Source organism: Streptomyces sp. NPDC028308 (assembly GCF_055565855.1).
The window spans coordinates 387440-407135 of record NZ_JBVHTO010000006.1 but is presented as its reverse complement, the minus strand read 5'-3'; the positions used below and the strand labels follow the sequence as shown (position 1 = coordinate 407135).

The window sequence follows — 19696 nt, the reverse complement described above, 5'->3', positions numbered from 1 at the left end:
AGTCGCCGTCGAGTCATTCCCTACGGCAGGGCGGCGCACAGTCGTGGAGACGGCCAGGGGGCGTCACACTTCCGTGAGCAGCAGCTCGAAGTCCCCTTGGCGGGCGCGGCGTTCGAGTTCGTCGAGGGCCTCCTCAGCCGCCGCCGCGGCCCCCGGGTCCGTCGTCGTCAGACCGCTCGCCGCGAACTCGTCCTCGTCCAGGCGCAGTACGGCCGTCCCGTCGGCCGAGCGCCACAGGTCCAGGTCGAGATCCTCCACGACCAGCTCGCCCTCGCGGACCACCGCCGGGCGCGTGACGTCGCAGTACCAGCCCTTCAGGGCGCCCCCGGCGTCGCGCACCTCCTTCACCGCGTACCACCGGTCCCGCCAGTAGTACTCGGTGAAGACGTCGCCCGGCTCGAACCGTACGAAGCCGAAGTCGCGTACGCCGTCGCCCGCCCAGGGAGCGCGCACGGTGACGCGGGTGCCGTCGTCACCGAGCAGCTCGGCCGGGTAACGGATCTTCACCCGGCCGGACTTGACCAGGACGACCTCCACCTCGCGTCCCGGCGCCGCGGGGCGGGGGTCAGAGGAGTTCGCGGACATGGCGCACCTCCGTCGCGCAGATCTCGTACCCGAACCACCTGTTGATGGCCAGCATGGGTTCGTTGCCGCTGTCGTTGCCCGTGAACGCCTGGGTGAAGCCGGCGGCGCGGGCGCGGTGCAGCGAGTCGTTCTTGGCGAGCTTGGCCAGTCCGCGCCCGCGGTGGGCGCGGCCGGTCCCCGTCATCACGGTCCCGTAGCGGACGTCTCCGTCGGTGCGCGCCGCGCTGAACGCCGCCGGGCGGCCGTCGACGACGGCGACCGAGGTCAGCTCGGGACTGAACAGCGGGTGGTTCCAGGTCTCCGCGAGCCAGGCCTCGTAGTCCGTGAACTCGTGCGCGATGTCGCCCGGTTCGTCGGTCATCGTCTCCGCGTCCAGCAGGAAGAGAGGGCGCGGGTCGTCGGCGTAGTCGGCGCCCGTGCGCAGTTCGACGTCCGGCGGGGGCTCCTGGAGCGGCGGCAGAGGGGCCTTCGCCAGGTCGAGACGGAGGAAGTGCGCCGAGCGGCTCGCGCGGTAGCCGTGGCGCTCGGCGAACGCGCGGTTCGCCGGTTCGTCCAGCACCCAGGCGAACAGCCGGGTGGCTCCCAGGGACGCCAGGTACTCCTCGGCGGTGCGCACCAGCAGGGAGCCCGCGCCGTGCCGGACGTGTGCCGGGTCCACGTACACGTTGACGTAGCCCTGGCCCGGCTGCGGGCTGTCGTGCACGAGGCCGACCTGGGCCGTGCCGACCGGTTCGCCGTCGAGTTCGGCGAGCAGGGGCCGGAAGCGCGCGTCGGGATGCATGTGGACGGCGTCGTGCGCGACGGATTCGGCGGTGGACAACATGTAGGGGAGCGCGAGGCTGCGGATCCGGGCGAAGGCCCCGGTGTCCCGTCGGTCGTCCGGGCGGACATCGCGAACGATCACTGTCATGGAGCCGCACGCTACGCGCGGGCGGCCCGGGGTGCCTCTCATTTTCAGTGCGCCGGGAACGCCGTGCGTCAGGGACGCCGTACGCCGGGGACGCCGCGCCTCGGGAACGCCACCCGCTGGGGACGACACACGGCGAGGGTGCCTCGAAGGGCGGCCGCCGGTCGCACGCCGGGGCGGCCCGACCCGTACTCCGCGCCCGTGCGGGACAATCACCCCGTGACCTTGAAGATCCATATCGATGCGGGGGCCGCGCCCTACGAGCAGGTGCGCGCCCAGATCTCCGAGCAGGCCAGGTCGGGCGCGCTGCCGGTCGGCTACCGGCTGCCCACGGTGCGCGGACTCGCCGAGTCCCTCGGCCTCGCGGCCAACACGGTCGCCAAGGCGTACCGGGCCCTGGAGGCGGACGGGGTGATCGAGACCCGCGGGCGCAACGGCACCGTCGTGGCCGCCGCGGGGTCCGCCGCCGAGCGGGAGGCCGCCGCGGCGGCGCAGTCCTACGCCGAGCGCGTCCACCGCCTCGGTCTCCCCGAGGACGCCGCCCTCGCCGCCGTACGGGACGCCCTGCGCGCGTCGTACGCCGAGCGGGCCTAGCGGGAGTCCGAGGCCGGGCGCCGGCGGAGCCGGATTCGTGTCCGCCGGGTTCCCTCGGATCCCGGTCGGGGCAGGCGCGCGAGCCCGCTCGGGCGGTCGCTGGTCGGGTGCGGCTGCCCGCCCGGGTCGCTCGGAGCGGAACCGGGGTCGTCGCCCGGTCGCGCCGGGGTCCGGGCGCCGGAGACCTGTCACCGGCTCGGGACCGGCGGGGCCGGCAACTGTCTGGGCGTCCGCGTGACCGTCAGGCCCGCCGCCGTCGCCGCCCTGGCGAAGACCACCGCGTCCATGACAGCGGCGGCGTGCGGGTCGTTGTTGAAGTACGCGAACACGTCGTCGCCGTCGCTCCAGGTCTCCGCGATCCGCCGTGCCCACGTCATCAGGGACTGCCGTCCGTAGTGCGGCCATTGACGGGTGCGTCCGACGTGGAAGCGCACGTAGCCCCAGTCGGTGGTCCGCCACAGCGGCGTGACCGGCCGGGCCAGCACGTCGGCCCAGCAGAGCGCGGCGCCCCGTGACTCCAGGACCTCGCGCACGGCGGGTGTCCACCAGGAGTCGTGACGCGGTTCGACCGCGACGCGAGTGCCGGCCGGGAACCGGGCGAGGCAGTCGTCCAGGAGGCCGGCGTCACAGCGCAGTGTGGGCGGCAGCTGGAGCAGCACGGGGCCGAGCCGGTCGCCGAGTCCGGCGGCGTGACTCATCAGCCGGTGGACCGGTTCCTCCGGCTCGCGCAGCCGCTTGATGTGGGTGAGGAAACGGCTCGCCTTGACGGCGACGACGAAGTCCTGCGGGGTGCGGTCCCGCCAGTTCTCGAAGGTCTCGCGGGCCGGCAGCCGGTAGAAGGCGTTGTTGATCTCGACGGTGGCGAAGCGGGCCGCGTACGCCTCCAGCCAGAGCCGCGTGGGCAGCCCGGCCGGGTAGAGGACGTCACGCCAGTCCTTGTACTGCCAGCCGGACGTGCCCAGGAACACGGTCATACCCCCATGAAAGCACCTGCCGGTACGGCCGACCCGTACGCCGCCCGGCCCCGTGAGGCGTCCGGGCGGAGCACCGGCCCCGGGCGCCGGTGAGGGATACCGACCCGCGGCCGCGTAGCAGTCACCGGCCTGCGTCCGCGCCCCGGCGAGGACTGCGGGCCCGCGTGAGCGTCACGGGTCCAGGCCTGCGTCCGCACCCTGGCGAGGGCTGCCGGGCCCGCGTCACGGACGCAGGCCCATGTCCGCAGCCCAGTGAGGTGTACAGGCCCCACGTCCGCGTCGCAGTCACCGGCCCGCGTCCGCGCCCCGGCCAGGCGCACGGCCCCAACCCCGCGTCACAGATACAGGCCCGCGTCCGTGCCCTCCCGCTGGTCCGGTACCGATGTCGGTGACGTCCCCCGGCGCAGTGCGTACAGCTCGGCCAGTGTCGAGCCCTCGCGTCCGACGCCCTCCTCGGTGCCCAGCCAGCCCACGGCCTCCCGGCGGGTCAGCGGGCCGACCTCGATACGGGCGAGGCAGCGGCCGGGGCGGACGACGGCGGGGTGCAGGCGCTCCAGGTCCTCGTTCGTGGTGACGCCCACCAGCACGTTGCGGCCCTGGCCGAGCAGGCCGTCGGTCAGATTGAGCAGCCGCGAGAGGGCCTGGCCCGCGGTGTGCTTGGCCTCGCCGCGGATCAGTTCGTCGCAGTCCTCCAGCAGGAGCAGTCGCCAGCGGCCCTTGCCGGTGCCGTCCTCCTCGCCGATCGCGATGTCCATCAGATAGCCGACGTCGCTGAACAGGCGCTCCGGGTCCAGGACGCAGTCGACCTGGCACCAGTCGCGCCAGGAACGCGCCAGCGTGCGCAGCGCGGACGTCTTCCCCGTGCCGGGCGGGCCGTGGAGCAGCAGCAGGCGCCCCGCGATGTCCTCCGGTGTCGTCTTCATCAGCTGGTCCATCGCGTCCGCCACCGGCGCGGTGTAGTTCGGCCGCACCTCCTCCCACGTGCCCGCGGAGATCTGGCGGGTGGTGCGGTGCGGGCCCCGCCTCGGGGACACGTACCAGAAGCCCATGGTCACGTTCTCCGGCTGCGGCTCGGGCTCGTCGGCGGCGCCGTCCGTGGCCTGGCCGAGGATCTTCTCGGCCAGCTCGGGGCTGGTGGCGGTGACGGTGACGTCGGCGCCGCGGTTCCAGCGGGACACCAGCAGGGTCCAGCCGTCGCCCTCGGCGAGGGTCGCGCTGCGGTCGTCGTCGCGGGCGGAGCGCAGCACCCGGGACCCCGGCGGGAGCAGGGTCGCCCCGGAGCGGACGCGGTCGATGTTCACCGCGTGCGAGTGGGGCTGCTCGCCCGTAGCGAAGCGGCCGAGGAACAGCGCGTCGACGACGTCCGACGGCGAGTCGCTGTCGTCGACGTTGAGCCGGATCGGCAGAGCGTCGTATGGGTTCGCGGACATGCCGCCATGATCCGTCACGCGGACCCGCCGTGCACCCGGTTTCCGCAGTGCGCCCCGTGTGTCGGCTCTGCCCGCTCCTTCCGGTGTGTCCCCTCCGTCCTGCCAGGCTGTGCGCCGAGGAGTCCTGTCCCCCCGCCGATCCCCGCCGTTGCGTCCGGCGCGCCGGAACCCGGCGTGGGGCCGGGGGTTCACCCACACCCCTTTCGGTGCCGACGAGGGCGACGGGCGGCCGCTCGCCCTCCCCCCCCGGCGATCCCGATCAGCCGACCGCTCCGGCCGGTCCATGGTGAGCGTGAACTCGGGTGACAGGAGCGGGGGTTCGCCGGACCGAGGAGCACCGAGTGCGCCTTCGGCCGCGGAGCGGTTCAAGCCGCCCGGCCACAGCGGCCCTCGGCTCGCCGTGGTGGTGCATGCTGACGGTCACTCAGGAGGCTCTGTCCCGCTCCCAGGACACGCCCGCGCTCCCCGCTGTCTTCAAACATGCGTTCTCCCGGACCCCGTCACCCCCGTCACCCGCCCGGCCCAAGGGCGCCGGGCTGCGAGGTGTCCGCGCAGGCGCCCTTGATTGCCCGTCAGATGAACGACCGGTGCCGGTTCCCGCAAGGGCCGAAAAGCATTGGCATGAACACTTCCTGTCAACACGCGTAGCTGCTACCAAAGTTATGGCAGAGATCCTGCTAAACGGAGGTTCCATGAGACGTTCCCGAATTACGGCATACGTGACCTCACTCCTCCTCGCCGTCGGTCTCGCCCTCACCGGGGCAGCGACGGCGCAGGCGTCCCAGACCGCTGCGGCCACCGGGTATGTGGCCCTCGGCGACTCCTACTCCTCCGGCGTCGGCGCGGGCAGTTACATCAGCTCCAGCGGCGACTGCAAGCGCAGCACGAAGGCCTACCCCTACCTCTGGGCGGCCTCCCACTCACCCTCGTCCTTCGACTTCACGGCCTGTTCCGGCGCCCGTACGGGTGATGTTCTGGCCAACCAGCTGAGCCCCCTCAACGCCGGCACGGGGCTCGTCTCGATCAGTATCGGCGGCAACGACGCGGGATTCTCCGACGTCATGACGACCTGTGTGCTCCAGTCCGAGAGCTCCTGCCTGTCGCGGATCGCCACGGCCCGCGCCTACGTCGACTCCACGCTCCCCGGCAAACTCGACAGCGTCTACTCGGCGATCACCTCCAGGGCCCCGTCGGCCCACGTGGTCGTCCTCGGCTACCCCCGCTTCTACCAGCTGAGCGGCAGCTGCATCGCCGGCCTCTCCGAGACGGAGCGGTCCGCGATCAACGGTGCCGCCGACTACCTGGACAGCGCGATCGCCAAGCGTGCCGCCGCCCACGGCTTCACGTTCGGCGATGTCAGGACCACCTTCACCGGCCATGAGATCTGCTCCGGCAGCGCCTGGCTGCACAGCGTCAACTGGCTGAACATCGGCGAGTCGTACCACCCGACCGCGGCCGGCCACTCCGGTGGCTACCTGCCGGTCTTCACCGCCGGGGCCTGACCCCCGGCGTCCGGCCCGGCCGCGCCGCCCGGCGCCGTCCTAGGGAGAAGCGGAAGTGGAGGCCCCGCCCGTCGGGGTCTCCGTTTCGCACGTCACCGAGAACGGCACCCAGCCGGACGTCGTGCGCACGGGGTCGCGGACCTCCACCCTGATCCCGTTCTCGTACGTGCCCCCGGCCTCGTACGTCGTCACCACCACCGACCTCTGCCGGGTCTTCCCGCCGTCCGCGGGGAACGACAGCGTCTTCCAGCCGGGATCGGACACCTCGCCCTTGCGCGTCACCCACCGGTAGTCGACCTCCACCGGCACGACGCCCACCGTGAACGTCGCGGTGAACGTGGGCGCCTGCCCCACGGGCGGCGGGCAGGACCCGGAGTAGTCGGTGTGCGCGCCGGTGACGGTCACCTTCACCGACTGGGTGGGCGGCGTGGTCGTGTGCTCGCTGCTCGGCGTGCCACCGGAGGAGTCGGTCCCGCCCGTGCCGCCCTCACCCTCGCCGTCGCCGCTGCCGCCGTCGTCCTCCCCGCTCTGCCCGCTCGAGCCGCCGGAACCCCCGGCGTCGCTGCTCGCCCCGGCCGAGCCGCCGCCCCCGCCTGCGTCGTCGCGCTGGGTCAGCGCGTACAGCAGACCGGCCAGGGCCAGCGCCAGCGCGGCCAGTCCGGCGATCACGGCGTAGGCGGCCCGGCGGCTTCGGTCGGGCCGCCTCGTACCGGTCGTGGACGCCGTCGGGGTACCGGCCGTATAGGCGGGCACCGGCCGGGGTGGCGTGGTCGGCGTCTCGTGCGGCAGGGTCGCGACGGTCGGCGCGTAGGGCGCCGGTGACGAGCCGGTCCGCGGCGTGCCGCCCGCGCCGACCAGCCGCAGCTCCTGTTCGGCGCGCTCGGCGGGCATACGGTCCGCCGGGTCCTTGCGCAGCAGTTGCTCGATCACGGGGGCCAGCGGACCCGCGCGGCGCGGCGGCGGCAGCTCCTCGTCCACGACGGCTCGCAGGGTGCTCAGCGGAGTGTCGTGGCGGAAGGGCGAGTTGCCCTCCACCGCCGCGTACAGCAGCACCCCGAGGGACCACAGATCGGACTCGGGCCCGGGGGTGCGGCCCAACGCCCGCTCGGGGGCGAGGAATTCGGGCGATCCGATGACCTCGCCCGTCATGGTCAGCGCGGAACTGCCCTCGACCGTGGCGATACCGAAGTCGGTGAGGACGACCCGGCCGTCGTTCGACAGCAGCACGTTCCCCGGTTTCACGTCGCGGTGCAGGACCCCGGCCGCGTGGGCGGCACGCAGCGCGGACAGCACCTCGGCGCCGATGAACGCGGCCCGCCGCGGCGGGATCGGGCCCTCGGCGTCCAGGAGGTCCGAGAGGGCCAGACCCCGGATCAGCTCCATGACGATCCAAGGGCGGCCGTCCTGCGTCGCCACGTCGTAGACCGTCACCACGTTGCGGTTCGCGACCCGCGCCGCGGCCCAGGCCTCCCGCTCCAGGCGGGCGTACATCCGCTCGACGTCGCTCGACGGGATCCCGGCCGGGGCGCGCACCTCCTTGACGGCGACCTCGCGGTGCAGCACCTCGTCGCGGGCCCGCCAGACGGTGCCCATCCCGCCCTCGCCCAGGGGGGACAGCAGTCGGTAGCGACCCGCGATCACCCGTTCACCGCCGGACACCTCGGACACGGGCGTCCCCCCTTCGCATCCGCGCGATCTCCTCCCAAAAGTAGCTCAGCCGAGTGCGGATGCCGCCCCCTTGAACACCAATCCGGCACCGAGGGCCACGACGACGCACGCCGAACCGAAGGGTGCCGCCCTGCGCATCAGGGCCGCCACCGGCCCGCCCGTCCACCGCGGGCGCCGTGCCAGCATCCGGGCCACCCCGCCGCCGAGCCTGACCACGGCGAAGCCCGCGGCGGTCAGCGTGAGGGCGAGCCCGGCGCCGTAGGCCAGGACGAGCAGGAAGCCGAACCAGGCCTGGCCCAGCGCCGCCGCGCCCACGAGCACGACGACGGCAGAAGGACTGGGCACCAGGCCGCCGGCGAAGCCGAGGAGGATCGTGCCGCGCAGGGTGGGGGCCGTGGGGTGGGTGTGGGTGAAGCCGCCGTGGGTGTGCTCGTGGCCGTGGGCGTGCCCGTGCCCGTGTTCAGGGGAGTCGTCGTGCGCGTGGTGGTGCCCGTGGGCGTGGCCCTCCGAGTGCGCGTGATGCGGGGAGTCGTGGGGCCCGTGGTCGTGTGCGGGTACGCGGTTGCGCCAGGCGCGGCGTACGAGGGAGGCGCCCGCGAGGGTCACCAGCACGCCGCTGGTGACGCCGAGCCAGGCGATCACGGACGGCGCCGCGGCCGAGCCCGCGGTGATCAGGAGCCCCAGGGCCACCACGCCCAGGGTGTGGGTGACCGTCACCGACGCCGCGAGCGGCAGCACGTCACGCAGGGTGGCCCGTCCGCGCGCGGCGGCGGTCGCGGCCATCAGCGTCTTGCCGTGCCCGGGCGCCAGCGCGTGCAGCGCGCCGAGGGCGAGCGCGACGACCAGGGCGAGCGCGGCGAAGCCGAGGGTGAGGTCGTGCCGGGCCACCAGCCCGTCCAGGGCCCGCGTCCAGCGGTCGGCCCCACGCGGCAGCACGGAGGCGGCGGGCGCGTCCCGCTCCTCGCCCCCGGCGAGCGCCGGGCCGCCCGGACGGACCCGCAGGGACGCGGACGCGGTGTCCGCGGGCGAGGACAGCAGCCGCTTCGGGTACTCGGTCAGCCGCCGGGACACGGACCGCGTGGGCACGTCGGACCGGGTGAGCGTCGTGCGGTCGCCGCGCGCGGTGACCTCGCGCCAGCCGGGCCCGGAGTCGACGGCGGCGCGGAAGCGCACGGCGACCGCCCGCCCGGGAAGGGGCGCCGTCAGCCGGCACTCCACGCGCAGGGTGTCGAGCCCCGCCTGCCCGGGCCGCACCCGTGCCTCGCTCGCCCCGACGGTGAGCGGGACCGCGCGTCCGCCGACGGTGACGCGGCTGCCCCGGGCCGCCGTCGCGCACCGCTGCCGGGCCCAGGTCGTCCTGCCCAGCCGCTCGATGTCCGGCCCGGCCTGGGTCGCGGGGATCTCAGCCAGGTCCTCGACGTGGTCGATCCGCAGCAGGCCGGGGGCGGTGACGAGACCGTCGTAGCGGTTGACGGTGAAGTTGCCCAGCGGGTGCGCGCTCGCGCTCGCGCCGCCCGCGAGCACCAGCGCGGAGGCGGCGGCCAGGACGGCCGCGCCGGAGGCGAACGCGCGGCGCAGGGCCGTACGGGAGCTCACCGGGCCTCCCCGAGAGCCTTCAGGTCCGCACGGGCCGCGCGGGCGCCCGACGGCGAGAAGCCGGGGTTGAGCTCCAGGGCCCGGGACAGCGCGGACCTGGCCTGTCCGGGGTGGCCGGTCGCACGCTCGATCGTGCCGCGGTGCTGGAGGAAGGCGGCGTTGCGGTAGCCGGTGGCGGTGGCCCGGCGGGCGTACGGAAGCGCCTCCTCGTCACGGCCGTTGACGTGCAGGGCCCAGGCGAGGGCGTCCGCGGTGTGCACGGTGCGGCGGCGGGACCACTCGGCGCGGGCGGCGGTGAGGGCGGCGGCGCGGTCGCCGTGGTCGGCGGCGGCGAGGGCGGTGTCCAGGTCGGCGTTGACGCCGTTGGCGCGGGCCAGCGCGGTCCAGGCGTCGACGAGGGCGTACTGGTCGCGGGCCCGGCGCGCGTCGCCCTTCCCGCCGCGCGCCTCGTACAACTCGCCCAGCAGGGTGAGGGCTTGGGGCAGCGGGGAGCGGGAGACGATGTCCTCCATGCCGCGGATCGCCTTCGCGTTCTCGCCCGTGGCCGCCTGGGTGCGGGCCCGGCCCTCCAGCGCGGGCAGGTACGCCTCGTCGGCGGCCAGCGCCCGGTCGTAGTAGGTCAGCGCCGGGCCGTACTCGCCCTGGTTCCAGGCGAGTTGCGCAAGCGCCGTGGCCACGTACGCCACGTCGCCGCGGGACGTCGCCGTGCCCAGGGCCTGTTCGAGGACCCGGCGGGCGGTCTTCACGTCGCCGCGCAGCTCGTGCACGTACGCGTACCGCGTGAACACCGGTACTCCCGGACGCCGGGAGTCGGCCAGGTCGGCGGCCTCGGACGCCTCGTCGTAGCGGCCGAGTTCGACCAGCGCGTCGATCCGGGAGGACAGCGCGCGCTCGCTGTACGGGTTCTCGGCGAGCGCCCGGTCGGCCCACTTCAGGGCTTCCGGGAACCGGTGCCGGGCGGCGGCGAGGGCGGCGTGGCCCGCGAGCGCCGGGTCGTTGTCGGGGCGCAGCCGCAGGGAGCGGTCCAGCGCGCGCTCGGCCTGCGGGTAGCGGGAGGGGTCGCCCTTCGTGCGGGCCTGCTCCACGTAGGCGAGTCCCAGGGTCGCCCAGGACCCGAAGTCCCTTGGCTGCGACCGGAGATGGGCCTGGAGGGAGCGGATGCCCGCGTCGAGGTCCGCGCTCGCGAGCAGCTGGGGCGAGACCCCGGTGCCGGGTACGGCCGCCACGGGCGCCGTACGGTCGTCGCGGGCGCCCAGGACCACGCCGCCCGCGGTGAGGGCCACGGCCAGGGCGACGACGCAGCCGGTGAGCTGCGCCGCCCGCCACCGCCGTCCCGCCGCGGCCACCCGCCGCACGGCCACCACCCGGCCGTCGGCCACCCCGGCGGCCCCCGAGGGGACGCCCGCCGGCACGGCCCGCACACCGCCGTCGCCGTCGGCAGGGGCCGTGTCGCCGGCCGCGGTACCGGTATCCGCAGCGTGCGAGTCGCCGTCACCGGCGTCGGTACCGGTACCGGTACCGGCACCGGCACCGACGCCGGTAGCGGCACCGACGCCGGTAGCGGTACCGACGCCGGTAGCGGTACCAGCGTCGGTCGCGGTACCAGTCTCGGTACCGGCATCAGCGTCAGTACCGGCACCGGCCTCGGCACCGGCACCTGTACTGGCCTCGGTACCGGTACCAGCGTCAGTACCGGCATCAGCGTTGGTACCGGTATCGGCCTCGGTACCGGCACCGCTACTGGCCTCGGTACCGGTATCAGTCTCGGTACCGACACCGGTACTGGCCTCAGTACCGGCATCAGCCTCGGTACCGGTCTCGGTACCCGTACCCGTACCCGTCGCCTCGCCGGCCCCCGGGGTCGGGCCCGCCGGGGCACCGGTGGTGCCGCCGCTCGCGGGGAGGCCGTCGTCGCCGACGTCCGTCGGCGCGCTCTCGTTCGTACCCGGGGACATGCCCTCTCCTAGGAGTCCGTGGCCGTGACGGTCGTCGTGGGGGTGGGAGGGCGCGGCCCGCGCCGTGGGGGATGGGCTCACGCGGGCCGCGCCGGTCGGTGTGCCGGGTCAGTAGGCCCGGTTGTGCATGCGCCGGCGCCACCACATCAGCCCGGTGCCGATGAGCAGGAAGCCGGCCGCACCGGCCGCCGCCGACCCCGCGATCAGCACGGTGTCGGTGCCGCCGTCCGCGCCCGCCGGGACCAGCCCGCCGCCGAGCTGGTTGCGCACGCTGTTGCCGCTCTTGGCGGTCGCCCCGCGTGAGCCCGACGTCGGCTTGGCCAGGTACGGGAAGGAGTGCCCGAACTTCTTGTCGTTCTTGTCGACCGCGTCGCCCAGATCGTTCTTGGAGCCGACCAGCTCGCCCTCGACGACCTGGAGCGAGGCGTCGATCACGTCGTCGGTGAGCCGGCGCCCGTTCGGGAAGCCCGCGTTGTCGCCGTCGAGCACACCGAGCCGCTTGGGGTGCTCGGCCGGCTTGATCGACGTGTTGAGCCGCAGCTCCTCCGCGGGCCGGACGTGCGGGGGCTGGTTGAGGCCCTCGACGCCCTTCAGGAACACGTCGACCAGGTCGTTCCTCGGCTCGGCCGGCGCCTTGATCTTGTAGATCGCCTCGATGAGCTTGGGCAGTTCGGGGTTGGTGACGTTCTTCAGGAAGTCGGCGTCGTTCCAGGGCGCGGACGCGTTGAACCGGTCCTTGTCCTTCTGCGGGTTGACGACCTCGTTCACCAGCGGCATGCCGAGCCGGGAGACCTGGGTCCAGTGCCCGCGGGCGTCCCTGCGCTGCGTGGTGGACCAGATGCCGACGATCGGCTGCTCGGCCGACTCCTGGATCATCTCCGTCGGCACCTGGAGGGCGATGGAGTTGACGTTGTAGCCCTTGAGCGTGTCCCGGCCCACCTCGGACAGGTCGCCGCCGTAGAGCAGGTCGAAGACGCGCAGGTCCAGGAAGAACGGGTCGTCCGCCTGACCGGCGAACGTGGTGGAACCGCCCGCGAGCTTGTAGACCGCCTGGTCGCGCAGCTTGCCGTAGTCCGGCATGGACGCCTTGCCGACGTTCGACGGCGCCACCGGTATGTCGTCGGCGACCTTGGTGCGGGAGACCAGCTTCTGGTCGTGCAGCCGCAGCAGGTCGATGTCGTACGTCTGCGTGATGTTCAGGTCGGGGTCGTCGAGACTGGTGACCGGACCCGTGTTGTAGAGGAAGGTGTCGCCGTTCTTGCGGTGCGTCTTGAAGGTGTAGCGGTAGACCAGTTCGCCCTGCGCGTCACCGTCGCTGTCGATGTGCAGGTCGTACTGGGCGTCCTCGGCGAAGGTGAAGAAGTTGGGTCCGCCGGCCGGTTCCTCGAAGGGGATCCAGTTCGCCACGATCGTCGTCGTATCGGGCTTGTCCGGGCTCACGAACGCGTACACGTCCGTGTTGTCGTACTGCGGCTGCCCCGAGATCAGGGGGGCCTCCCGGTGGCTGGAGGCGGCGGCCGCCCCCGGTTCCAGCACGCTCACACCGGCGGCTGTGAGCCCCCCGGCTGCCAGCGCGCCACAGACGAGGGTCGCGAAACTCCTGCGTCCCACGCCACTCCTGGAGATAGGTGTCATGCCGTCCGTCCTCAAGTCCAACTTGCCTGACGCACGCCATTCGGAGCGGTCGCCGGGGTGGATTGGTCGAATCCCAAACGTTCTTACGTGGGCTTTCGCCGCACGACTCAGCGGGCCGCCCACGCATCGCGCAGGTTTCGTCGCCCGGGGACCCGCGTTTTCACCGCGGCGATCCGTAACCCATCCGGAGGCGCGCGCGCCGCGAACACATGGGTGAAGTCACGGGCCGTACGCGGCCGGAGAGGGGGAGGGGTGGAGGCGGACGAACTTCTGGTGCTCGTGGCCGGAGGTGATCAGAAGGCTTTCGAGGAGCTGTACGGACTGGTGTCCGGGCCGGTGTTCGGTCTGGTGCGCCGGGTGGTGCGGGACCCGGCCCAGACCGAGGAGGTCGCGCAGGAGGTGCTGCTCGAACTCTGGCGCTCCGCCGCACGGTTCGACCGCCGCCGGGGCAGTGCCCTGTCGTGGATCCTCACGCTCGCGCACCGCCGCGCGGTCGACCGGGTGCGCAGCGCCCGGGCCGCCACCGAGCGCGAGCAGCGCGAGGGACGGCGCGCGCACGCGCCCGCCTTCGACCAGGTCGCCGAGGAGGTCGAGGCTGGACTCGAACGGGAGTGGGTGCGCCGCTGTCTCGACCGGCTCACCGCCCTGCAGCGCCAGTCCGTGACCCTCGCCTACTACGACGGCTACACCTACCGTGAGGTCGCCGAACGGCTCTCCCTGCCGCTCGGCACCGTCAAGACCCGTATGCGCGACGGACTGACCCGGCTGCGCGACTGCCTGGGAGGTGCCGCGTGAGCGTCCCGATACCCGCCGGCGACGCCCCGGCCCGTCCGGGAGGCGTCGCATGAGCCTCCTCGACCGGCTGTTCCGCCGCGACCTGCACTCACTCGCCGCGCCCTACGCGCTGGACGCCCTCGAACCCGACGAACGGCGCCGCTTCGAACGCCATCTGCGGCACTGCGACCGCTGCTCCGCCGAGGTGCGTGCGCTGACCGAGGACGCCGTCCGCCTCGCCTGGTCGACGGCGGCCCCGGCGCCGCCCGCGCTGCGGGACCGGGTCCTCACGGCCGTACGCACGACCCCGCAGGAGCCGCCCGGCGGGCACGCGGACCCCGGCCCGCAGCGCGCGCGTGCGGCCCGCCGCCCCACTCGGGCGCGGACCCCCGGTTTCCGCCCGCTGCTCGCCCCGTTCGCCACCGCCACGGCCGCCGCCGCGCTCGTCGTCGCCTCCCTCTTCGCGGTCCAGGCGACGCGGACCCAGGACGAACTGGACCAGGAACGCGCCCAGGCACGTGAGATCGCGCACGTTCTCGCCGCTCCGGACGCCCGTGCGACGGGTGACCGGGACGGACGGGGACGCGGCATCGGCGTGGTCGCCTCCGCCGCGCAACGGCGCGCGGTCGTCACCGTGAGCGGTCTCGGCACGCCGTCCGGGGGGCGCGTGCATCAACTGTGGCTCATGCGCCCCGGCGTGCAACCACGCTCCCTCGGCCTGCTGCAAGGCGACACGCCCTTGGTGGCGAGCGGTCTGAACACGGCGGCCTCCTCACTCGCTGTGACCGTCGAACCCGACGGGGGCTCACCGCAGCCCACAACCACGCCAGTTGTCCAACTCGCCCTGGAATCTGTCGGATTCGGAGAGTAATCGTCAACGCCCTTACGGGGTAGGTGAATCCTGTGCCCGCGATACACGAGTGCCATGAGGGAGCGATAGGGTTAGCCTGCCCGGGCCGGGTGCCCTCGTATGGGTGGGGAGTGACATGGAACAGATAACAGTGCGCAGCAGGGCTCGAGTCCCTGCGATCACGTGTGGGAGCAGCGCGACCAGCTCGCGCCTCGACCGCCATCTGGCGGTGCTGGGTGGTCCTGCCATCCCGCAGCGCGAGACGCTCGAGGCGACGTCGCTGATGCGTGAACTCACCGCGCGTGACACCGCGCACGACCGCAGTGGTCTGGGTGCACGGGTGAGGCGGGTCTCGCTCTTCGCCCCGCTGCGGCGGCTCAGCCGTTCCCTGTTCGGCGGTCGCTGAGCAGCGCGGGTCAGGCAGTTCCCGACCCGCGCTCAGGCGGTCACACCGTCCCGGCGCAGTGCTGCGATCTCATCGTCCGTCATCCCCACGGCACGCAGCAGCGCCTCGGTGTGCTCCCCGAGCGCGGGTACGGCTCCCATCCGTGCGTCGTCCCCGCCCGGCAGATCGATCGGCGGCAGCAGCGCCCGCAACGGCCCCACCGGTGACTCCACTTCCCGCCACCGGTCCCTGGCCGCCAGCTGCGGATGCTCCGCCAGCTCCCGTACGTCCCTGAGGCGTGCGCACGCGATGCCCGCCTCCTCCAGCCGGGCCACCGCCGCGTCGGCCGTCAGCGCGGCCAGCGCCGTGCCGACCAGCGCGTCGGTCCCCTCCCGGTGCGCGACCCGCGCCGCGTTCGTCGCGTACGCCGGATCGGTCCCCAACTCAGGCTTCCCCAGGACCTGTTCCGCCAGCCTGCGCCACTCCCGGTCGTTCTGCACCGACAGCAGCACCCGCCCCCCGTCCGCCGTCGGATAGGCGTCGTAGGGGGCGATGACGGCGTGCGCCAGACCGCTGCGCGCCGGGGGCGTGCCGCCGTGCATCGCGTGGTGCAGCGGGTGTCCCATCCACTCCGCGAGCGCCTCCAGCATCGACACCTGGACCGGACCGCCGCGTCCCGTCGTGCCGCGCCGCACCAGCGCCGCCAGCACCCCGGAGAAGGCGTACATGGCCGCCGCGATGTCGGCGGCCGGGATCCCCGCCTTCACGGGCTGCTCCGGCGTCCCCGTCACCGACACGAGGCCCGCCTCGCACTGCACGAGCATGTCGTAGGCGCGCTTGTCCGCGTACGGACCCGACGACCCGTACCCCGAGATGTCCACGGCGACCAGCCGCGGGTGCGCCGCGCACAGGGTGGCGGCGTCCAGGCCGAGCCGGGCCGCCGCTCCCTGGGCGAGGTTCTGCACGAAGACGTCCGCGTCCGCGACCAGCCGCCGCACCACGTCGAGACCCCGTGGGTCCTTCAGGTCGAGGGCGATGGACTCCTTGCCCCGGTTGCACCACACGAAGTGCGAGGCGAGACCGGCCGCCGCGGTGTCGTAACCACGGGCGAAGTCCCCGCCGTCGATCCGCTCGACCTTGATCACCCGGGCGCCGAGATCGGCCAGCTGACGGGTCGCGAAGGGGGCCGAGACGGCCTGCTCGACGGCGACGACGGTGATGCCTTCCAGAGGCAGGGGAAGTGGCTGCATGCCGCGGATCATGTCCCGGCCGCGACGCCTTTGTCATGCGCGGTGTGGCCGGAGCCGTACGTGGCCGCCTACCGCGGCTCGCCGCCGCCTTCATCCGGGGAACGCCGGCACACCCGCTAGATCAACGCGAACTGCCCGTCGGGGCCCTCCTCGTGGTGGTCCAGGACCGACGCGGGTCTGCGGGCCGCGTCCGGCACGGGGAGCACGCCCGCCCCGCGCAGCTCGCTCCGGGTGACCGGCGACCGAACGGTCAACTCGGCCAGCTGCGGCCGCAGTTCCGCGAGCAGCGCCAGGACCGTGACGAGCTCCAGCACCTCGGACGTCCAGGCCTGCGGCCAGGCGGTGGGCCGGATCGCCTCCAGGGTGCCCGGCTCGGGCGGTTCGGTCCTGACGGTGAACCACCGCTCCAGCACCCGCACACCGCCCGCCTCGAAGTCCCAGGCCTCGGGCGGGACGGGGGAGATCCGGCCCTCGTCCACGTGCAGGACCTCCTCGTCGCGGTCGTAGCGCAGGTCGAGGGCGGGAGCAGGTGCGCCCGAGCGGACCCGGGCGCGGGGCAGCCCGGGAAGGGGGGCGCGCACGTAGGGACGACGGCCGCCGGGGAGCCGGGGGCGCTCGCCGTCGCGGCGCATCAGCCACAGCATCCGGCGCCCCAGCTCCACGCCCCGCTCCCACACATCGGCGTCACCGGTGAGCGGCACCGCGCAGCCGTCCCGGCCGGGACGGGCCACCGCCACCGACCAGGCGAGGACGTCGAGGGCGCCGGGGGAGTGACCGAGGCGGGAGGCGAGGTGGTCCAGCAGGCCCGGCGCCAGGTTCGGTTCGAGACCGCCGGGGCGGCGGAACAGCGGGCGGACGCGCCCGCCGCGTCCGGCGCCCACCGGCAGCACGGAGGACACCAGCAGCGCCGGACCCGACGGCTCGGGCACGAGCGGCTGCTCGACCGCGAACATCTGCCGTTCGTCGGCCACCCGCCACAGCTCCGGACGCGCCGCGTCGATCAGCCGGTGGTCCGGTATCAGCCACTGCTCGTCGAAGGGACCGCTGAGCACCCGTACGGGCTCGGGGCAGGGCCCCGACTCCCGTGCCAGCCGGCCCGTCCCGCTGGACTGCCCCGGCAGCTGGGCCACCGCCGAGTGCAGGGTGCGCGAGCGGGTGGGCCCGAACAACGCCTCGCGGTCCGGCCCTTGCGCCTTCAGCAGGGCGTTCCACCGGGCCTTCAGGGACGCGGGGTCGGGCGCCGTCGGCCACCCCCGGCCCGGCCGCACGGGTGCGACCGACCACGGCATGAGGTCCGCGAGCAGCGGAGCGTCGTCGTGCGTCACGCACCGCATCGTACGACGTGGGTCCACAGCGCCGTCCGGGCACGGAGGACGGCGCCGGTCAGTGGGCGTCCAGGGTCACGGTGAAGGAGAAGCGGTCGCCCCGGTAGTGGATGCGGGCCACGTCCAGGGCGCGCCCGTCCTCACCGTGGACGACGCCCGTGTAGTGCAGGATCGGGCTCAGCAGCGGCACGCGCAGCAGCCGTGCCGTCTCCGGGTCCGCGAGCCGGGCCTCGACGGTGTCGGTGATCCGGCTGATGCGCACGCCCACCACGTCGCGCAGCACCTTCGTCATCGGCCAGCGGACCAGGTCCTCGGGGTCGATGAGGGCCGCCAGCTCCGGACGGACGTAGTTGCGGGCGTGGTTGGTCGGCTCGTCCGTCTTCTCGTCGCTGCGCAGCCGGTGGTACGCCGTCACCTCGGCCAGATCCGGGAAGTGCTCGGCGAGTTCGGCCGGCACGGCCTCCGTGCCGTGGGCCAGCAGCTCCGTCCGCATCCCCGACTGCTGGGCCACGATCGCGTCCACCGAGCCGAGCAGCCGCACGGGAGCGCCCCGCTGCGCGCTCGGCTCGATGAACGTGCCCCGCCTGCGGTGCCGGGTGATGAGCCCCTCGGTCTCCAGCTCCTTGAGCGCCTGGCGCATGGTCAGCACGCTCACCCCGTAGTGCACCGCGAGCTGCTCCTCGGTGGGCAGCCGGAGCGGGTCCTGCGCGGAGCGCCCCAGTATCGAGGCGCGCAGGGACTGCGACACCTGATACCAGAGCGGCAGTTTGCGGTTCAGGACGATCGAGTCCGGGGCGAAGGAGGTCACGAGGGTATCCGTACCGGTCGCGGGCGTTCAGTGCAACGGGCGGTGACGGTCAGTCCGCCGGGCGGAAGTGACGTTCGAGGCCCTGCCACACGTCGTCGTAGCCGTGTTGCAGGTGTTCCGCGCGGGCCGCCTGTGCCGTCGCGGTCACCGGCCAGCGCGTCTCGAACATGAAGGCGAGACCGTCGTCGATCTTCTGCGGGCGCAGCTCGGCGGCGCCGGCCCGGTCGAAGGTCTCCCGGTCCGGGCCGTGCGCCGACATCATGTTGTGCAGCGAACCGCCGCCCGGCACGAAGCCCTCGGCCTTCGCGTCGTAGGCGCCCTCCACGAGCCCCATGTACTCGCTCATCACGTTCCGGTGGAAGTACGGCGGCCGGAACGTGTCCTCGCCCACCAGCCAGCGGGGCGCGAAGACCACGAAGTCCACGTTGGCCAGGCCCGCCGTGTCGGTCGGCGAGGTCAGCACCGTGAAGATCGAGGGGTCCGGGTGGTCGTAGCTGATGGTGCCGATCACATTGAAACGACGCAGGTCGTAGACGTACGGCACATGGGTGCCGTGCCAGGCGACCACGTCCAGCGGGGAGTGGGTGTACGTCGCCGTCCAGAGGTTGCCGCAGAACTTGTTGACCACCTCCACCGGCCCCTCCACGTCCTCGTACGCGGCGACGGGGGCGAGGAAGTCCCGGGCGTTCGCCAGGCCGTTGGCGCCGATCGGGCCGAGGTCGGGCAGCTGGAAGGGCGCCCCATAGTTCTCGCACACATAACCGCGCGCGGAACCGTCCAGCAGCTCCACACGGAAGCGGACACCACGAGGGATCAGCGCGACATGGCCGGGCTCCACATGCAGCAGCCCGAACTCGGTGCGCAGCAGGAGTCCGCCGTGCTCCGGGACGATCAAAAGCTCGCCGTCGGCGTCGCTGAACACCCGCTCCATCGAGGCGTCGGCGTGGTAGAGGTGCACGGCCATGCCGGTGCGCTGGGCCGCGTCGCCGTTGCCGCCGAGGGTCCACAGGCCGGCGAGGAAGTCGGTGCCCGCGGCGGGCGCCGGCAGGGGGTTCCAGCGCAGCCGGTTGGGATCGGGGACGGTCTCCGTGAAGGGGGCGGAGCGGATCGTGCCGTTGTCCGTGCGGGTGAACGCGGGGTGCGCGGCCGAGGGCCGGATCCGGTACAGCCACGAGCGCCGGTTGTGCGCCCGCGGCTCGGTGAAGGCCGTACCGCTCAGCTGCTCCGCGTAGAGCCCGAGCGGTGCCCGCTGGGGTGAGTTGCGGCCGTGCGGCAGCGCGCCCGGCACCGCCTCCGAGCTGTGCTCGTTGCCGAATCCGGAGAGATACGCCAGCCCCTCGGCGGTCGTCCGTGCTTCCCCACGCTCGAACCCGCCCTCTCGGGCGGTGCCCCCATCGCTCATGATCGCTCCCTCGTTCCCGATTCCTATGCATCACCGTAGGATTCACTGTTTCCCCG

17 protein-coding genes are annotated in these 19696 nt (G+C 73.5%); 5 read left to right on the top strand and 12 right to left on the bottom strand.

Annotation, left to right across the window (positions count from 1 at the left end; all coding sequences use genetic code 11):
- Positions 1 to 63: 63 nt before the first annotated feature.
- Positions 64 to 585 (bottom strand): ribonuclease FAU-1 family protein, encoded by a 522-nt coding sequence (locus ACZ4VA_RS16330; RefSeq protein WP_355781002.1) that lies wholly within the window; start codon positions 583 to 585, stop codon positions 64 to 66.
- Positions 566 to 1495, bottom strand: coding sequence for a GNAT family N-acetyltransferase (locus ACZ4VA_RS16325; protein ID WP_355781005.1), 930 nt, complete (start codon positions 1493 to 1495; stop codon positions 566 to 568). Before ACZ4VA_RS16325 ends, ACZ4VA_RS16330 begins: the two co-directional genes overlap by 20 nt.
- Positions 1496 to 1711: 216 nt before the next feature.
- Between ACZ4VA_RS16325 and ACZ4VA_RS16320 the strand changes: the two genes are divergently transcribed.
- The gene (locus ACZ4VA_RS16320) at positions 1712 to 2086 is read left to right on the top strand and encodes a GntR family transcriptional regulator (RefSeq protein ID WP_356174362.1); all 375 of its coding nucleotides are present in this window, start codon (positions 1712 to 1714) and stop codon (positions 2084 to 2086) included.
- A gap of 188 nt (positions 2087 to 2274) precedes the next feature.
- Here ACZ4VA_RS16320 and ACZ4VA_RS16315 read toward each other — a convergent pair whose 3' ends face one another.
- Together ACZ4VA_RS16315 and ACZ4VA_RS16310 are read right to left on the bottom strand one after the other, a co-directional pair.
- On the bottom strand, positions 2275 to 3060 hold the full coding sequence (locus tag ACZ4VA_RS16315) for a DUF72 domain-containing protein (RefSeq protein WP_356174365.1): 786 nt from the start codon (positions 3058 to 3060) through the stop codon (positions 2275 to 2277).
- 335 nt (positions 3061 to 3395) lie between these two features.
- Positions 3396 to 4490, bottom strand: coding sequence for a DUF5925 domain-containing protein (locus tag ACZ4VA_RS16310; protein WP_356174368.1), 1095 nt, complete (start codon positions 4488 to 4490; stop codon positions 3396 to 3398).
- A 692-nt stretch (positions 4491 to 5182) separates the two neighbouring features.
- On the opposite strand from ACZ4VA_RS16310, the gene ACZ4VA_RS16305 reads away from it, so the two are divergent.
- Complete coding sequence (locus ACZ4VA_RS16305) at positions 5183 to 5992, top strand: SGNH/GDSL hydrolase family protein (RefSeq protein ID WP_355792471.1); 810 nt, start codon at positions 5183 to 5185, stop codon at positions 5990 to 5992.
- 39 nt (positions 5993 to 6031) lie between these two features.
- On the opposite strand, the gene ACZ4VA_RS16300 is transcribed toward ACZ4VA_RS16305, so the two are convergent.
- The 4 genes from ACZ4VA_RS16300 to ACZ4VA_RS16285 form a co-directional block, all read right to left on the bottom strand.
- The gene (locus tag ACZ4VA_RS16300) at positions 6032 to 7660 is read right to left on the bottom strand and encodes a serine/threonine-protein kinase (protein WP_468081751.1); all 1629 of its coding nucleotides are present in this window, start codon (positions 7658 to 7660) and stop codon (positions 6032 to 6034) included.
- A gap of 45 nt (positions 7661 to 7705) precedes the next feature.
- Positions 7706 to 9256 carry a nickel transporter gene (locus ACZ4VA_RS16295; RefSeq protein WP_356174374.1) on the bottom strand — a complete coding sequence of 517 codons (1551 nt, stop codon included), beginning with the start codon at positions 9254 to 9256 and terminating at the stop codon, positions 7706 to 7708.
- On the bottom strand, positions 9253 to 10677 hold the full coding sequence (locus ACZ4VA_RS16290) for a tetratricopeptide repeat protein (RefSeq protein WP_468081749.1): 1425 nt from the start codon (positions 10675 to 10677) through the stop codon (positions 9253 to 9255). The genes ACZ4VA_RS16295 and ACZ4VA_RS16290 overlap by 4 nt, the downstream gene beginning before the upstream one ends.
- 642 nt (positions 10678 to 11319) lie before the next feature.
- Positions 11320 to 12846, bottom strand: coding sequence for a DUF4331 domain-containing protein (locus ACZ4VA_RS16285; RefSeq protein WP_355794138.1), 1527 nt, complete (start codon positions 12844 to 12846; stop codon positions 11320 to 11322).
- A 252-nt stretch (positions 12847 to 13098) separates the two neighbouring features.
- On the opposite strand from ACZ4VA_RS16285, the gene ACZ4VA_RS16280 reads away from it, so the two are divergent.
- The 3 genes from ACZ4VA_RS16280 to ACZ4VA_RS16270 all read left to right on the top strand — a co-directional run bounded on the left by ACZ4VA_RS16280 (position 13099) and on the right by ACZ4VA_RS16270 (position 14876).
- Positions 13099 to 13641 (top strand): sigma-70 family RNA polymerase sigma factor, encoded by a 543-nt coding sequence (locus ACZ4VA_RS16280; protein ID WP_356174380.1) that lies wholly within the window; start codon positions 13099 to 13101, stop codon positions 13639 to 13641.
- A gap of 49 nt (positions 13642 to 13690) precedes the next feature.
- Positions 13691 to 14491 (top strand): anti-sigma factor, encoded by an 801-nt coding sequence (locus tag ACZ4VA_RS16275; protein WP_356174383.1) that lies wholly within the window; start codon positions 13691 to 13693, stop codon positions 14489 to 14491.
- 115 nt (positions 14492 to 14606) lie between these two features.
- Positions 14607 to 14876 (top strand): hypothetical protein, encoded by a 270-nt coding sequence (locus ACZ4VA_RS16270; RefSeq protein ID WP_355793693.1) that lies wholly within the window; start codon positions 14607 to 14609, stop codon positions 14874 to 14876.
- A 32-nt stretch (positions 14877 to 14908) separates the two neighbouring features.
- On the opposite strand, the gene ACZ4VA_RS16265 is transcribed toward ACZ4VA_RS16270, so the two are convergent.
- The 4 genes from ACZ4VA_RS16265 to hmgA all read right to left on the bottom strand — a co-directional run bounded on the left by ACZ4VA_RS16265 (position 14909) and on the right by hmgA (position 19640).
- Positions 14909 to 16117 carry a CaiB/BaiF CoA transferase family protein gene (locus tag ACZ4VA_RS16265; RefSeq protein WP_355793691.1) on the bottom strand — a complete coding sequence of 403 codons (1209 nt, stop codon included), beginning with the start codon at positions 16115 to 16117 and terminating at the stop codon, positions 14909 to 14911.
- A gap of 104 nt (positions 16118 to 16221) precedes the next feature.
- Entirely contained in the window at positions 16222 to 17439 is a 1218-nt protein-coding gene (locus tag ACZ4VA_RS16260) for a type ISP restriction/modification enzyme (protein ID WP_356174443.1), read from the bottom strand.
- 49 nt (positions 17440 to 17488) lie between these two features.
- A complete protein-coding gene (locus ACZ4VA_RS16255) occupies positions 17489 to 18238 on the bottom strand; it encodes a GntR family transcriptional regulator (RefSeq protein ID WP_355791542.1) in 750 nt (249 codons plus the stop codon).
- 49 nt (positions 18239 to 18287) lie between these two features.
- Positions 18288 to 19640 (bottom strand): homogentisate 1,2-dioxygenase, encoded by a 1353-nt coding sequence (hmgA, locus tag ACZ4VA_RS16250; protein WP_468081745.1) that lies wholly within the window; start codon positions 19638 to 19640, stop codon positions 18288 to 18290.
- Positions 19641 to 19696: the final 56 nt, after the last annotated feature.